The organism is Arthrobacter terrae, assembly GCF_015708085.1.
GTDB lineage: Bacteria > Actinomycetota > Actinomycetes > Actinomycetales > Micrococcaceae > Arthrobacter_M > Arthrobacter_M terrae.
In genome coordinates this window covers 89230-104134 of sequence record NZ_JADNYM010000014.1, presented here as the reverse complement: position 1 = coordinate 104134, position 14905 = coordinate 89230, and the positions used below count along the sequence as shown (strand labels likewise).

At 63.7% G+C, this 14905-nt stretch carries 14 protein-coding genes and 1 tRNA gene; 5 read left to right on the top strand and 10 right to left on the bottom strand.

What is annotated here, in order from left to right:
* Positions 1–132: 132 nt before the first annotated feature.
* A complete protein-coding gene (gene clpB, locus IV500_RS12265) occupies positions 133–2763 on the top strand; it encodes an ATP-dependent chaperone ClpB (RefSeq protein WP_196397091.1) in 2631 nt (876 codons plus the stop codon).
* Positions 2764–2767: 4 nt separating this feature from the next.
* Here clpB and IV500_RS12260 read toward each other — a convergent pair whose 3' ends face one another.
* Entirely contained in the window at positions 2768–3868 is a 1101-nt protein-coding gene (locus IV500_RS12260; protein ID WP_196397090.1) for a septum formation family protein, read from the bottom strand.
* Between the two features lie 256 nt (positions 3869–4124).
* Between IV500_RS12260 and IV500_RS12255 the strand changes: the two genes are divergently transcribed.
* Positions 4125–4349, top strand: coding sequence for a DUF3073 domain-containing protein (locus IV500_RS12255; protein WP_196397089.1), 225 nt, complete (start codon positions 4125–4127; stop codon positions 4347–4349).
* Positions 4350–4536: 187 nt separating this feature from the next.
* On the opposite strand, the gene purM is transcribed toward IV500_RS12255, so the two are convergent.
* The 5 genes from purM to IV500_RS12230 are packed head-to-tail and all read right to left on the bottom strand — an operon-like array spanning position 4537 to position 9121.
* A complete protein-coding gene (gene purM, locus IV500_RS12250; protein ID WP_196397088.1) occupies positions 4537–5691 on the bottom strand; it encodes a phosphoribosylformylglycinamidine cyclo-ligase in 1155 nt (384 codons plus the stop codon).
* The gene (purF, locus tag IV500_RS12245; protein WP_196397087.1) at positions 5688–7307 is read right to left on the bottom strand and encodes an amidophosphoribosyltransferase; all 1620 of its coding nucleotides are present in this window, start codon (positions 7305–7307) and stop codon (positions 5688–5690) included. The genes purM and purF overlap by 4 nt, the downstream gene beginning before the upstream one ends.
* A gap of 31 nt (positions 7308–7338) precedes the next feature.
* Positions 7339–7662 carry a hypothetical protein gene (locus IV500_RS12240; protein ID WP_230854878.1) on the bottom strand — a complete coding sequence of 108 codons (324 nt, stop codon included), beginning with the start codon at positions 7660–7662 and terminating at the stop codon, positions 7339–7341.
* A gap of 47 nt (positions 7663–7709) precedes the next feature.
* On the bottom strand, positions 7710–8066 hold the full coding sequence (locus tag IV500_RS12235; RefSeq protein ID WP_196397115.1) for a sterol carrier family protein: 357 nt from the start codon (positions 8064–8066) through the stop codon (positions 7710–7712).
* A gap of 50 nt (positions 8067–8116) precedes the next feature.
* Positions 8117–9121, bottom strand: coding sequence for an asparaginase (locus IV500_RS12230; protein ID WP_196397086.1), 1005 nt, complete (start codon positions 9119–9121; stop codon positions 8117–8119).
* A gap of 143 nt (positions 9122–9264) precedes the next feature.
* Between IV500_RS12230 and purD the strand changes: the two genes are divergently transcribed.
* Both purD and IV500_RS12220 read left to right on the top strand, forming a co-directional pair.
* The gene (gene purD, locus IV500_RS12225; RefSeq protein WP_196397085.1) at positions 9265–10572 is read left to right on the top strand and encodes a phosphoribosylamine--glycine ligase; all 1308 of its coding nucleotides are present in this window, start codon (positions 9265–9267) and stop codon (positions 10570–10572) included.
* A complete protein-coding gene (locus tag IV500_RS12220) occupies positions 10569–11468 on the top strand; it encodes a phosphoribosylaminoimidazolesuccinocarboxamide synthase (protein WP_196397084.1) in 900 nt (299 codons plus the stop codon). The genes purD and IV500_RS12220 overlap by 4 nt, the downstream gene beginning before the upstream one ends.
* 22 nt (positions 11469–11490) lie before the next feature.
* On the opposite strand, the gene IV500_RS12215 is transcribed toward IV500_RS12220, so the two are convergent.
* Both IV500_RS12215 and IV500_RS12210 read right to left on the bottom strand, forming a co-directional pair.
* The gene (locus IV500_RS12215; RefSeq protein ID WP_196397083.1) at positions 11491–11709 is read right to left on the bottom strand and encodes a PLDc N-terminal domain-containing protein; all 219 of its coding nucleotides are present in this window, start codon (positions 11707–11709) and stop codon (positions 11491–11493) included.
* Between the two features lie 83 nt (positions 11710–11792).
* Positions 11793–13037: a helix-turn-helix domain-containing protein gene (locus tag IV500_RS12210; protein ID WP_196397082.1), complete on the bottom strand. Its 1245-nt coding sequence runs from the start codon at positions 13035–13037 to the stop codon at positions 11793–11795.
* Positions 13038–13184: 147 nt separating this feature from the next.
* Between IV500_RS12210 and IV500_RS12205 the strand changes: the two genes are divergently transcribed.
* Positions 13185–13469: a hypothetical protein gene (locus IV500_RS12205; RefSeq protein ID WP_196397081.1), complete on the top strand. Its 285-nt coding sequence runs from the start codon at positions 13185–13187 to the stop codon at positions 13467–13469.
* Between the two features lie 210 nt (positions 13470–13679).
* Here IV500_RS12205 and IV500_RS12200 read toward each other — a convergent pair.
* A tRNA-Pro gene (locus IV500_RS12200) sits at positions 13680–13756 on the bottom strand.
* Between the two features lie 195 nt (positions 13757–13951).
* Positions 13952–14902 carry a metallophosphoesterase gene (locus tag IV500_RS12195; protein ID WP_196397080.1) on the bottom strand — a complete coding sequence of 317 codons (951 nt, stop codon included), beginning with the start codon at positions 14900–14902 and terminating at the stop codon, positions 13952–13954.
* Positions 14903–14905: the final 3 nt, after the last annotated feature.

Below are 14905 nucleotides of genomic sequence, written 5' to 3'. Positions count from 1 at the left end.
GCATCCGGCTTATCCTGCACTGTCACGGGAAATATTTGCCTCCTTTGCAACTTGAGCGTAGTACACTCAAGTTGATACTCTGAATGCGGCCTGCGCGGTTGGCCGAATAAGCGCTGGGAAGGGAGTCTTTTCGTGGATACCAAATTCACCACCAAGAGCCAGGAGGCGCTTTCCGCCGCCGCCATGAATGCCTCGACGGCGGGCAACCCGCAGGTTGAACCTGCCCACCTGCTCAAGGCGCTGATGGATCAGCGCGAAGGTGTGGCCGTCGCCTTGCTCAAGGGCGCCGGCGTCGATCCGGATCAGGTAAGCCGCGGCGCCAGCGGAGCCATCCGTGCGCTCCCCGCTTCCTCCGGCACCAGCGTCGCCCAGGCCCAGTTGAGCCGGAATGCCTTGCTTGCCCTGCAGACTGCCCAAAAGGAGGCGGACCGCCTGGGGGACAGCTATGTCTCCACCGAGCATCTGCTGCTCGGCATCGCCGCTGACGCAGGGGAGGCGGGAAAGGTGCTCCGCGATTCCGGGGCCGGGTCCAAGGCGCTGGAGGCGGCGCTTCCAAATGTCCGCGGCAGCGGCAAGGTTTCCACGCCGGACCCGGAGAACACCTTCCAGGCCTTGGAAAAATACGGTGTGGATCTGACCGCAATAGCACGCTCCGGCAAGCTGGACCCGGTGATCGGCAGGGACTCCGAGATCCGCCGCGTGATCCAGGTACTGAGCCGGCGCACCAAGAACAACCCGGTGCTGATCGGTGAGCCCGGCGTGGGCAAGACGGCCGTCGTCGAGGGTCTGGCCCAGCGGATGGTGGCCGGAGACGTGCCGGAAAGCCTGCGCGGGAAGTCCTTGATCAGCCTGGACCTGGCGGCGATGGTCGCGGGGGCAAAGTACCGCGGGGAATTCGAGGAACGGCTCAAGGCCGTACTGGAGGAGATCAGGAATTCCGACGGTCAGGTGGTCACCTTCATCGACGAAATCCACACCGTGGTGGGCGCCGGCGCCTCCGAGGGATCCATGGATGCCGGGAACATGCTTAAGCCGATGCTGGCGCGTGGCGAACTGCGGCTGATCGGCGCGACCACGTTGGACGAGTACCGCGAACACGTCGAGAAGGATCCGGCGTTGGAGCGGCGCTTCCAGCAGGTCTATGTTGGTGAGCCCAGCGTGCCGGACACCATCGGCATTCTGCGCGGCCTAAAGGAACGCTACGAGGCCCATCACAAGGTGGCGATCGCCGATTCCGCGCTGGTGGCCGCGGCGACGCTGTCCAATCGGTACATTGCCGGCCGGCAGCTGCCGGATAAAGCGATCGACCTGGTGGATGAGGCTGCCTCCCGGCTGCGGATGGAAATCGATTCCGCCCCCGAGGAGATTGACCAGCTGCGGCGTTCGGTGGACCGGCTGACCATGGAGGAACTGGCGCTGAGCGGCGAATCCGATCCGGCCTCCCGCGACCGGCTGGAGGCGTTGCGGGCCGATATGGCGGATAAGAAGGAAGAATTGAATGCGCTGAACGCGCGTTGGGACGCGGAAAAAGCGGGGTTGAACCGGGTTGGCGACCTTAAGGCGAAACTGGACGGGTTGCGCTCCGTGGCGGATAAGGCACAGCGCGACGGCGATCTGGAGCAGGCTTCCCGGGTGCTGTACGGCGAGATTCCGGCACTGCAGCGTGAACTCGATGCCGCCACTGTCGAGGAGGAATTTGAGGATAAGTCCCAGCTGATGGTGGCCGAGGAAGTCACCGCCGATGATATTGCCGAGGTTATTTCGGCCTGGACAGGGATCCCCGCCGGCCGGATGCTGCAGGGTGAATCGCAGAAGCTGCTGCAGATGGAGCAGGTGCTCGGAGCGCGGCTGATCGGCCAGGCCAAGGCCGTTGCCGTTGTATCGGATGCGGTGCGCCGGTCCCGGGCGGGAGTCTCGGACCCGGATCGACCCACCGGCTCGTTCCTCTTCCTCGGCCCCACCGGCGTGGGTAAAACGGAACTTGCCAAGGCGCTGGCGGACTTCCTCTTCGATGACGAGCGTGCCATGGTACGGATCGATATGAGCGAGTACTCCGAAAAGCACTCGGTGGCGCGGCTGGTGGGGGCACCTCCCGGGTATGTGGGCTACGAGGAGGGCGGGCAGCTCACGGAAGCCGTCCGCCGTCGCCCGTATTCCGTGGTGCTGCTGGACGAGGTGGAAAAGGCGCACCCGGAAGTCTTCGACATACTGCTGCAGGTGTTCGACGACGGTCGGCTCACCGATGGTCAGGGGCGCACCGTTGATTTCCGCAACGTTATTCTGGTGCTCACCTCAAACCTGGGGAGCCAGTACCTGGTGGACCAGACGCTGGCCCCGAAAGCCAAGCAAAAGCTGGTGATGGATGTGGTCAATGCCTCCTTCAAACCGGAGTTCCTGAACCGGCTGGATGACATTGTGATGTTTGACGCGTTGAGCGTCGAGGAGCTGTCCAGGATTGTGGACCTGCAGGTTCAATCGATGGCGGCAAGGCTGCACGAGCGTCGCTTGAGCCTTGAAGTGACGGAGGGCGCAAAGGCCTGGCTGGCGATGACCGGCTATGACCCGGCGTACGGGGCCCGGCCGCTGCGCCGTCTGGTGCAGCGCGAAATTGGCGACCGGCTGGCCCGGGAGATACTGGCGGGGACGGTAACCGACGGCGATACTGTCCTGGTAGACACGGCAGCCGACGTCTCGGAGCTGAACATGGATGCACAGGCCGGCGGGGTAGGGGCGGGCCTTTCGGTAAGCCGCAAAATAAGCTGATCGCTCAGCTCAGCAGCGACTCCCGGATGTTGTCTCCTGAGTCGTCGACCACGATGCAGTCCACCCGGCGGTCGCCCTTGGTCCAGGTGCTTTCGGAAGGATACCCGGACTTTGGTTTATAGGCGTAGTTATTGGCCGCGCTCGAGAGCTTAACGCTGCTGCAGGTATCAGCCGCTTTGGCCTTGAGCGCATCCAGGCCCGGGTAGCTCCCGGTTTCCGGATAGCTATAGGTCGCGACGAGCTGAGCTGCATGCGGCGTTGCGCAGTTGACAATGTCGGCATTTTGGCTGGCATCCTTGAAGGCGCGGAAGCAATCTCCCTTGGCCCACTTCAGCGGCGGGGCGTCGGCGGTGATCAGACCGTTGCCACTGGGCGACGCTGTGGAAGTGGCGGACGCTGTGGAAGTGGCGGAGACCGATGCTGGGTCCGCACCCGTGCTCGTGTCCTTGCCTGAGTTCAGTAGTGAGACGAGCAGCCAGATCAGACCGATAATCAGCAGGATGGCGACGACGGCGACCCCAATGACGGTGAACAAGCGCCGCTTGCCGCCGGACGCAGACTCGCCCGGTCCCCCCGGGGTGCTTGGGCCTCCCGGCTCGACCGGGCCACCGGTTCCCTCACCTGATCCGGTCTCAGCTTGTTCACCGGCGCCGACGGACGCCCCGTCCGCCTTGTCAGCCGGCGGACGCGGGGTAAACAACGGTTTCTGCCGTCCTGCCGCGGAAATACGTGCAGCCTTCGATTTTTCAGGTGCCGCGCCGGTGTCCTCGTGTGTCGCCTCTGCCGTTGGCAGCGAAGGAGCGGGCGGAGCTTTGAATTCGCTGCCGGCGACCATGGTCCCGGTGGCCTGGGCTTCCGCGGCCACCTGTGCGGCCTCAGCCCCCACGTCATTGAGGGATGTGCTTTCGGCAACGTCATCACTGATCGCTGCCGTCTGAAGCTGCGGCTCCGCCAAGTGGAGGTCAGCGCCTTCCGGTACGGTCAGCTTCGGCAGCTCCACCTCGAGGCCGTGCTGGACGTCGTCGTTCCCGGTATCCGCTCCAACGCTGCCCGGACCGGGTTGCTCCTGACCGGCTCCGGTCTGATCCTTGTCCCGCTCGTTCATCGAAGAAAACACCTTTCCTGCCGGTCGCCGCGCTCGCTAAGATCCCCCCTGCCCTAAAACTCTATCGAAGTTTCCGGTGGCGGGGCGGAGAGCACGGGTTCTCAAATGTGACATTGAGAGCCTCCACACGGGTTCCGCGCACGGAGAGAGCCGAAAGCATGTAATCTAGAGGTACGACAAATTGACCGAATATTCCGGGGCCTCGCTCTTAGCCGAGCGACCACCTCCGGTCCGAGTGTAAAAAGGGGGTCACGCCATGGGGCGCGGCCGTCAAAAGGCTAAGGCAACCAAGCAGGCTCGGGATATCAAGTATTACTCCCCGAACACTGATTACACGGCACTCCAGCGCGAACTGGGGGCCACCGAACGGCGTGCCACCTCCAGCCGTTACCCGGAGACCCCCGTAGAGCCGGATTACTCGGCCTATGAGGACAAATACGCGCAGGATGACGACGAGGTAGACAGCCGGCAGATCGGTTAGATCTGCCGGTCAAGGCCGTTGCCCATATCCGGCGTCGTGCAGTGCAGCAGCAACGTCAGCCCTGCCAGGTACGGTTACTGAGGTATCCGTAACACCACGGTGGGGATCTTGTTGTGCCCGGATGGGAACTCCCGCGATCCCGCGGGAGCTTCCTTTCCGATTATGGTTGCGGCAGCATGGGTGTTTCTCAGGCGTAGCTGCCGACCAACCGGACGGCGCCGCCGTCGACCCCTTTAGCGCCTTGAACATAATCCGGGCCGCTCTTGTCCAGCTGCGCGGAAGCCGTCGAAACAGTGCCCATCACCCAGGACGGAAGACCGCGGCCATTGAGGCGCGCGAGGGCGGCATCGGCAGCTTCGGCGGACACGATGGCAACCATGCCGACGCCGAGGTTTAGAGTGCGCTCCAGGTCGGGGAGGGGAACGTTACCCAGTTCGGCGACGAGGCTGAAGATTGCCGGCAGGCTCCAGCTGGAACGGTCCACGGTCGCCAGCAGTCCCTGCGGAAGTACCCGGGCCAGGTTGGCCGCCAGACCACCACCGGTGACGTGGCTGAAGCCGTGCACGCCCGCGGGTTGGCCGACGGGCAGGAAACGCGCAAGGTCCAGGCAGTCCGCGGCATACACGCGGGTGGGTTCAAGGAGCTCCTCGCCGAGCGTGCGACCCAGTTCGGAGACCTGGCGGTCCAGTGCCCAGCCGGCATGATTAACTACGCGGCGGACCAGCGAATAACCATTGGAGTGCAGACCGGAGGACGCCATCCCAATGATAACGTCACCTGCTTGGACGCGATCCGGGCCGAGCAGGTCAGCGGCTTCGACGACGCCGGTGGCCGCTCCGGCGACGTCGTACTCGCTCTCGCCGAGCAGTCCGGGATGTTCGGCCGTTTCCCCGCCGACGAGCGCTGTCCCGGCAACCTCACAGGCCGCCGCAATGCCACGGACAATCCCCGCGATGCGCTCCGGGACCACCTTGCCACAGGCAATGTAGTCGGTCATGAAAAGCGGTTCGGCGCCGACCACCACAATGTCGTCGACCACCATTCCGACCAGGTCGAAGCCGATCGTGTCGTGGATGTCCATCGCCTGCGCGATGGCAATCTTGGTCCCGACGCCATCTGTGGAGGTGGCGAGCAGGGGCTTCGTGTACGTCAGCAACCGGGAGACGTCGTAAAGGCCGGCGAAGCCGCCAACCCCACCGAGTACCTGCGCACCGTGCGTGGCCCTGACCGCATCCTTCATTAATTCCACGGCCCTGTCACCGGCCTGGACGTCAACACCGGCGCTGGCGTAGGTGATGCCCGACGATGCGGCTCCGGACGAACGGGGGGCGGCGGAAGTCATACCGTCTCTTTCTTCGCTGTATCTGATGAAGCTGTATCTGTTGAACCTGTATCTGTTGAACCTGATGGGATCCTGTCGCCGGCTGTGAGCAGGGGTTCAAATTCTGCATCCGGTCCGGGGTCGCAGCCGGTGGCCGTGGTGTCATCCGCCGGGTCTGTCCGTTCCAGCAGGTTTTTTCCAAGGCGGTCTGCGGCCGGCAGCTTGATCGGGTAAACACCGGTGAAGCAGGCTGTGCACAACCGGTCCCGCGGCTGCAGTGTGGCATTAATCATGCCATCCTCCGAGATATAGGCCAGGGAATCCGCGCCGATCGATTTGCTGATCTCATTGACCGCCGCGCCGTTGGCAATCAGTTCTGCCCGGGAAGCGAAATCGATGCCGTAAAAACAAGGCCAGCGCACCGGCGGGGAGGAGATTTTCACGTGCACCTCGGCCGCGCCCGCCTCGCGCAGCATCCGCACAACGGCGCGCTGGGTGTTGCCGCGGACGATTGAATCGTCCACCACCACGATCCGTTTGCCGCGGATAACGGATTCCAACGCGTTCAGCTTGAGCCGGATCCCGAGTTGGCGCAGCGTCTCGCTGGGCTGGATAAATGTTCTGCCCACGTAGGCGTTTTTGACGAATCCGTGCGCAAACGGAATCCCTGATTCCTCCGCGTAGCCGACGGCGGCGGGCGTTCCGGATTCCGGTACCGGAATCACGATGTCCGCGTCGAAGCTGTTTTCACGGGCCAGCTGCCGGCCCATCTCCACCCGGGACTCGTAGACGGAGCGTCCGGCGATCGTGGCATCCGGCCGGGCAAGGTAGACGTATTCAAAAACGCACCCGGCCGGTGTGGCCGGTGCAAACCGCTGGCTGCGGACGCCGTCGTCGCCAATCGCTATGAATTCACCCGGTTCGATGTCCCGGATGTAGCTGGCGCCTACGGTGGCAAGTGCGGCTGCCTCGGAGGCCACTACCCAGCCGCGCTGCAGACGGCCCAGCACCAGCGGGCGGACGCCGTGCGGGTCCCGCGCCGCGTAAAGGGTGCCTTCGTCCATAAAAACGAAGCAAAAGGCGCCTTGGATTTTCGGCAGCAGGTCCATCGCTGTGTCCTCAAGGGACCGGCCGTCGTCGCCCTTGAGCAACGTGGTGACCAGAGCGGTATCGGAGGTATTACCCTGCGCCATTTCTCCCGATGTCGGCTTGCCATGGCGTTCGAGTACCAGGTCATACAGCTCGGCCGTATTGGTGAGGTTGCCGTTATGGGCCAGTGCCACGGTACCGGTTGCGGTGGCGCCCAGAGTGGGCTGTGCATTGGCCCAATTGGACGAGCCGGTGGTGGAGTAACGGCAATGGCCGACGGCGATGTACCCGGTGAGCGTGTTCAACGTCGTCTCGTCAAAGACCTGGGACACCAGCCCCATGTCCTTGTAGACACTGATCCGGTTACCGTCGCTGGTCGCAATGCCGGCCGATTCCTGCCCGCGGTGCTGCAGCGCGTACAGGCCGTAATAGGTTAGTTTTGCAACCTCTTCACCGGGTGCCCAAACACCAAAGACGCCGCAGGCATCCTGGGGGCCTTTTTCTCCGGGTAAAAGATCATGGGAAAGTTTTCCGTCTCCGCGTGCCACCGTAAAATTATCTCACGTATTGCCCTCGGGGTTATGCGGACGGCGCATCGTCGGCTTGTTCGAGCACAATCCGCTCGCTGCGGCGGACGCTGCCGCGGTCCAGTACCAGCGCGATGGCGGCGCCAAGTGCCACGCCGGGGAGCGCCAGCAGGACGGCGAAGAAGCCGAAGACGGTACTGCGGTCAAAGCTGGCGCTGCCGGGACCGGCCAGAGCGACGATGGCCGCGGCCAGTATCCCGACCAGTGCACCGGCGATCAGGAAGGGAACGAACTTTGGCGCTCGTCGGACCGTGGCGCGACGCAGCTCTGGTGCCTGCTCGATGTAGTCGGGCTCGCTGGAAGGCAGTGATGTCATGGCCTATAGTTTACCCGCGCCCGCGGCATCCGTGGCTCCGGCGTGTATCAGAGCGGGAGAAGGCCCGCCAGATCGGCACGGAGGCCTGAGGCTGCGACACGTCCGGCGGCTACGGCGTCTGCCCACGTCAGCTGTCCGGTGACCATCTCGAGCCACGTGGCGGCGTCGCACTCAATCACGTTCGGTGGGGTCCCCCGGGTATGCCGGGGCCCTTGGACGCACTGGGCCACGCCGAAGGGGGGAACCCGTACCTCAACGGAGTTTCCCGGGGCCTTGGCGGCCAACTCTTCGAGCGCGTAGCGGACCGCCGTCGCTAAGGTGGAGCGATCTGCGGCTCCGGCACCCCAGCCCGCCAAGGCCGCTTTACCGGTCTCGATGTCCACCCGCCGCTTCGCCCCCATGATGATCCTTTCGGTTCGTGCAGCGGCAGTCCTGCAGCGGCAGTCCAGCAGTGTCAGTCCAGCAGTGCGGTGACGGCGGAGCCCAGCCGCAGACTTCCCACGGGCCGTCCGCCGCCGGTGATCGGCTTCACCACCTGCTCCAGCACGCCGGTAATTTGGGGTACATCCACGGCCCCCGCCGCAGCCAGCAGGGTCAGCCCCACCAGAGTCGCGGCGCGGCCGTTTCCGTCCAGCATTTTCAGCGCCACCGCGGCCCCCGTGGGAGTGGCCATGGCCAAAACACCTTCGGCACCCAGCTTGCAAAGGATGCCCAGCTCTTCCATCACGATCGTGTTTGACTTACCCCTGCCCTGCACGGCCCACGGGTAATCCAGCATGGAAGTGCTGATGGTGGCAGCGCGGGCATTGGCATTCTTATCCAGCGGGGCCTTGGCCAGCCGTGAAAAGGCCCGGGCCAGCCCGGTCAGGGACACTGCCATAACCGGCGCTCCGCAGCCGTCCACGCCGGTATGAGTCACGCTTTCCTGTGTGTATTCCTCGATCACGGCACGGACCCGCTGCTGCAGGGGATGATTCGGCTCAAGATAGGACGGCAGATCCCAGCCGTTCTCCTTGCACGCCCACAGGAAAGCGGCATGTTTGCCGGAGCAGTTCATCGCGATTTTGCGTTTGCCGCGGCCTGCCCGGACAAAATCGTCCCGGGTCTGATCGTCCTCGGGCCAGTCCTCCGGACAGCGCAGATCCTGCTCGGTAACGCCTGCGGCCTTGAGCATACCCTCCACCACGTCCATATGTGCCTGTGAACCCACGTGGCTGGCGCAGGCAACCGCGGCCTGAACTCCACGCAGCGGAACACCAGCCTGCATCGAAGCGAGCGCCTGCAGCGGCTTGAGCGAGGAACGCGGGAACACCGGGGCGCTGATGTCCCCCAGGGTTGTTACGACGGAACCGTCACCGGCCAGGACGACGGCGGAACCGATATGTCGGGACTCAACGAATCCACTGCGTTCCAGTACAGCCAGTTCAACGGCAGCATCTGCGGAGAAGGTGTTCAGCATGGGCCAATTCTAGGGGGTTCCCCGGGCCCGCAAGCTCGGTCACACAATCTGAGTCGCAGCACGTGCACCCAAATCGCGTTTTGCGTGCAGCTGCTGCGACTGCGTTGACTGCTGTGACCCGGGCGGCAAAGTACCCTTGAAGCGTGAAGGTTCTCGTGATTGGCCCTGGCGGCCGCGAACATGCCATTGTCCGTTCTCTGCTCAGCGACCCGAATGTATCCGAGGTCCACGCCGCACCTGGCAATGCCGGCATCGGCAAGCTGGTTCCCACCTACGCCATTGACGCCAACGACCCGGGCGCCGTGACCGCATTGGCCCTGCGCCTGGCGGTGGATCTGGTCGTCATCGGCCCGGAGGCGCCGCTGGCCGCCGGCGTGGCGGACGCCGTTCGTGCAGCCCGGATCCCCGTCTTCGGCCCCAGCCAGGAAGCGGCGCGGCTGGAGGCTTCGAAGGCCTTCGCCAAGGCGATCATGGCCGAGGCAGGAGTTCCCACTGCGATGGCCCGCGTGGCCAGCGACGCAGAGCAGGCCGCAGATGCTCTTGATGCGTTCGGCGCCCCGTACGTAGTCAAGGACGATGGATTGGCGGCGGGTAAGGGTGTTGTCGTCACCACGGACCGGACGGAGGCCTTGGCGCACGCACAGAGCTGCTTTGACGTCGGCGGTGACGTGGTCATCGAGGAGTACTTGGATGGCCCGGAGGTATCGCTTTTTGTGCTCTCGGACGGCCGCACGGTAGTTCCGTTGGCTCCGGCGCAGGATTTCAAGCGTATTTTCGAAGGAGATGAAGGACCCAACACCGGTGGCATGGGCGCCTATTCGCCGCTGGACTGGGCACCCGCAGGCTTGGTGGCCGAGGTCATCTCGCGTGTTGCCCAGCCCACGATCGACGAAATGGCCCGGCGGGGCACTCCTTTTGCCGGCGTGTTGTACTGCGGACTGGCGCTGACCAGCCGCGGAATGCGCGTCATTGAATTCAACGCTCGCTTCGGGGACCCGGAGACGCAGGTGGTCCTTGCACGTCTGCGGACGCCGCTGGGTGGTCTGCTGATGGCAGCAGCCAAGGGGCAGTTGGACGACATCGACGCCCTGCGCTGGTCTCCTGACGCCGCCGTCGCCGTCGTTCTGGCGGCCGAAAATTATCCGGACGCGCCGCGAACGGGAGAAAGGATCCGCGGGCTGAATAAGGTCAGCGCCCTGGGGTCGGTGCACGTGCTGCACGCTGGAACCGCGCACGACGACGACGGCAAGATCATCAGCGCCGGCGGCCGGGTCCTCGCCGTGGTCGGCTTGGGAACAGATCTGGAGGAGGCGCGTGAGCGGGCTTATGAGGGTATCGGACTGATCAAGCTGGACGGATCACAGTACCGCAGGGATATTGCCGCAAAGGCGGCACGAGGCGAAATATCCGTGGCTCCGGATGGTGTTTATGAGCGGGCGGATCGCGCATGAGCGCCCCGCAGCTTGCCGGCTGGAAGCACATTTACTCCGGCAAGGTACGTGATCTGTACGAGCCGGCGAAGACCAGCGCAGCGGCCGGATCAGATGTGGTGCTGGTAGTCGCCAGCGACAGGATAAGCGCCTACGACCACATTCTGCTGACCGAGATACCCGATAAGGGGCGGATTCTGACCCAGCTGAGCCTGTGGTGGTTTGAACAGCTCCAGGTCCCCCATCACGTGCTGGGCAGCACCGTTGCCGACGGGGTGCCGGTAGCGGTGGCAGGCCGGGCGATGATCTGCAGGAAACTGGCAATGTTTCCGATCGAATGCATTGCCCGTGGTTATCTGACTGGATCCGGGCTGCTCGAATACCGGCAAACGCAGACGGTGTGTAGTCTGCCACTGCCCGCAGGCCTGCTTGACGGCTCCCGGTTGGACCGCCCCATTTTCACGCCGTCCGCGAAGGCGGAGGTGGGCGAACACGATGAGAACATTGCGTTCGCAGCCGTGGCCGAGTCTGTTGGGGCAGAGAACGCTGCGCAGCTGCAGTCACTGACGTTGGAAATCTACTCCCGGGCGGAGGAAATAGCGCGCGGCCGCGGCATCATTTTGGCAGACACCAAAGTGGAATTCGGCGTGGATCCGGCCACGGGCTCCATTACGCTCGGAGATGAGGTGCTCACCCCTGATTCTTCCCGGTTTTGGGACGCGGAGCAGTGGCTGCCGGGGAAAGCGCAGCCGAGCTTTGACAAACAATATGTGCGGGATTGGCTGAGCGCTTCGGCGTCGGGCTGGGACCGAACCGCGGACGCGCCACCGCCTGCACTGCCCGCGGACGTCGTTGAACGTACCCGTGCGCGCTATGTCGAGGCCTTTGAAAAGCTGACCGGGCGCACCTTCGCCTAACGGGGCGCGTCCGGTCCTGCCGCTATTTCCTGCGCCCGGAAAGAAAGTACAGAATGGGGCCGGCGAAATTGATGAACGAGGCGGCCACCCAGATGGCTTTGGGTCCATTGACCTGAGCTGGCGTGCGTTTCTTTAAGTCCGCCAGCGCCGCGCCCTGCAGCGCAAGCTGCACGCCGGTCGCGATCACAGTTGCCCGACGCCTCCCGGTGGACATGTCCTTCCACTTCTTTTTTCGTCCCATCACCGTCTCCTGTCTGTGCCTGTCTGTGCCTGTGTCTGTAACTGAGTGTCGGTAACTGAGCGTCCGATAACCCGTGTGTCCAGTTAGCTGACCCGTCCGGCAGCCCGCATTTCCAGTATATTGTCCAGCGCCAGCGCGACCCGGTCTCCGGCCCCGGCATGGGCAAACTGCTCTTTTGCCTCCGTCAGGAGCTGGAGCGCTTCCGGGAACTGGCCCATCGCCTTGTGCGTCTTGCCCAACAGCAGCGCCACCTCCCCGGCGGTGTGCTTGGCCAGGCTCTCCCGCTGTCGGTAGATGTCACCGAGAAGTTCGAGTGCGGGATCGAGTGCGCCGGTGAGGTACAGCCAGCGGGCACGGATCAGGGCCACTTCGAGCTCGTCGGCGAGGTTTGCACCCACCACGGACTGCGCAAGCTCCGCCTTTTCGATTGCCTCCAGCGTGGCCGGTTCCACGACGCCTGCGGACAACCGCACTGACGCCGTGGCTTTGTTGAAACGGGCCCACAGCGCAAGGTCACTGGCTGGGGAGAGCAGCAGGGAGGCCTTTGCATGATAGGCCAGGCCCTGTTCTACGTCATTACGCATGAAGGCGACATTGCCGATCACCCAGCATACTTCCCCTGCCAGCTGCGGCAGCATGGAACCATCATCGAGGTCGGAGAGTGTTTGGCAATGTACCCACGCGTCATCCAGCCGCCCGCTTTCGGCGAGTGCGGCGATCAAGGTCCGAATGGCAGCGATATATGCCGTGGACTCCTGTGGAAGGGAAGCACCACGCGCCACGGCAACGGAGGCATGTTCCACGGCCTCAGGCAACTTTCCCAAGCCCAGGCAGGCCGACGCCATCAGCTGCCGGGCGCGGACTTCCAACCCCGGTGTCTCCTCGGAAAGGGGGTGCTTCAGAATCGCACTGGTGACCTCTTGGCACTGCTCGAATTCCGCATTCTTCAACAGCGCACTGGCATGCAGGTGAGCCATATTCCACCAGGAGACCGTATCTTTGTTCTCCTGTGCCATCGATGCTGCTTTGGCGGCATGTGTGGCCGCTCTGGCATAGTCGCGCATATCCCACGACTGCCGGGCGTAGAGAACCGCCAGGAGGTACTCAGTTTCTTCCGCAGAAACGGGAGTGGTCCACTCCTGGACGGCATGCGGAGCCAGCTGAAGCTGCTTGGCGAGTTGAACGATAACTTCTGCCGTCGGTTCACGCCGGGCATTTTCCAGCAACGACACATAGCTCGCTGAGTAGAGGTCGCCCCCGAGCTCAGCCTGAGTGAGACTTCGGGACAATCGTTCCGCCCGAAGCCGGTCCCCAAAACTGTTTCCCATTGGTTCCTCCTCATGCCGCGTCGCTCTGTCCGCACCGCAGGTTGCCGCTGGCACTTTAACTATTGTGACAGTTGGTTTACACTCAGTTTACAATTGTTGTCAACAATTGGAAATCACTCCTTCTCCACCGATCCAAAGGCTGAATTGATGAAAAGGTTTGCAAAGTCCTTAACTATTGCCGCCGTTGTGGCAGTGTCCGCGTGCGCCCTGCCGGCCACAGCCAACGCAGCGGTTATCCAATCTGCACCGGCTGCATCAGCAGTCCATCCGCTGGGGTTCGTCGGTAACTGGCCGGATGCTGTCCATCCGCTGGGGTTCGTCGGTAACTGGCCGGATGCTGTCCATCCGCTGGGGTTCGTCGGTAACTGGCCGGATGCTGTCGCTCCGACGGGGTTCGTCGGTAACTGGCCGGATGCTGTCAGAGCCAGGTAAGGTCGTGCCACTGGCGTAAAAAACGCTTCGGCCGGCCTTTGCCGCTATGTAGCTGGGGAGGGTCCGTTTCCGGAAATCCGGGGCCGGGCCCTCTCTTTGCTGCTCTCAAGTTCCTGCCGATAACCCGGTCCGGAACAGTCTTTGTCCAGCGTCCAGCTGCGGGCAACAAAAATGACGCCGATCTCTCGACGCCATCTCTCATATTTATTTTGGTCGGGGTGACAGGATTTGAACCTGCGGCCTCGTCGTCCCGAACGACGCGCGCTACCAAGCTGCGCCACACCCCGGTTTGTGGCCCACCCAAACTTTTTCAAGGTTAGGAAAAGCAACCTCTCTAGAATAGCGGATATGCGCCCGCATCGCGAAACGCCCTCGCGTCCTCTCCCAACTGGGTCGCACGTACGGCACGTATAAGGGGCATTTGCGTGCCTCAACTGCGACCTAGTTGGGCGGGGTTAGGCGGGCAGGGAGGGGCGACGGCGTCAGGGGCCGGCGGTGAGCGTCAGCAGGACGGCTTCGGGGCGGCAGGCGAAGCGGAAGGGAGCGGCGGGGGAGGTGCCGATGCCGCCGGAGACATTGACGGCAGAGGTGCGCCCGCTGTGTTTCCAGTCATTAAGGCCCTTGGCCCGCCAGGTCGGAAGATCACAATTGGTAACCAGGGCGCCGTAGCCGGGGACACATACCTGGCCGCCGTGCGTGTGTCCGGCCAGGATCAGGTCCGCTCCATCGGCGGTGAACCTGTCCAGCACGCGCTGATACGGTGCGTGTGCGACCGCGATCTTCACATGGCGGTGAGTCTCCTGTCCTACCGCGCCTGCGGGCCAGCCGGCATAGCGTTCCCGATTCAGATGGGGATCGTCCACCCCGGTGAAATCGAGCCGTAGTCCGCGCATCGCGATGGACTGGCTGCGGTTGGTCAGGTTGATCCAGCCGCCCTTCCCGAAACCGGCGTGCAGCGCAGCGGTGTCCAGCCTCACGGGTTCACGCACGGCGCGTGCGCCGTCGGGAAGTTTCGATGGGCCGGCAAGATAGCGCAGCGGATTCTTCGGCATTGGGGCGAAGTAGTCGTTGGACCCCGGGACGAAGACGCCGGGGAATTCCATGAGCGGACTAAGGGCCTGAAGCAGTGGCGTGATGGCGTCGACGTGGCTGAGATTATCGCCGGTATTGACCACCAGATCCGGCTGTAACTGCGCCAGGGAGCGCAGCCAGCGGATTTTTTTCCCCTGTCCCGGCGTGAGGTGAATATCCGAAAGGTGCAGCACAGTCAGGGGCGCGGCACCAGCGGGCAGACACGGCACGGTTTCCCGGCGCAGCACAAACCAGTTCCGCTCCACAAAGACGCCGTAGGAGAAGCAGCCGGCAGCCGCCGCGGCACCCCCGGCCAGACCCGCCAGCCAGGCACGCGATCGGCTGGTCGATGAGTGGGCCATGCC